1 protein-coding gene is annotated in these 208 nt (G+C 66.3%); it reads left to right on the forward strand.

What is annotated here, in order from left to right; all coding sequences use genetic code 11:
- Window positions 1-208, forward strand: a 208-nt coding sequence (locus AAE029_RS36325; protein WP_371077783.1) for a glycosyltransferase, incomplete at both ends; no start/stop codon positions are given.

The following is a 208-nucleotide window of genomic DNA, read 5'->3' on the forward strand; positions in this document are numbered from 1 at the left end:
GCGGTGATCCTCAACCGCAACTACGGGCAGCACGCGGCGATCATGGCCGGCTTCGAACAGTGCCGGGGCGAGGTGGTGATTACCCTCGATGCCGACCTGCAGAACCCACCCGAAGAAATCCCGCGCCTGGTCGAGCAGGCTGCCCTGGGTTACGACGTGGTTGCCACCGTGCGCAACAACCGCCAGGACTCAGCCTTCCGCCGCTGGC

It is taken from the genome of Sinorhizobium sp. CB7, from assembly GCF_041357635.1.
Lineage (GTDB): Bacteria > Pseudomonadota > Alphaproteobacteria > Rhizobiales > Rhizobiaceae > Rhizobium.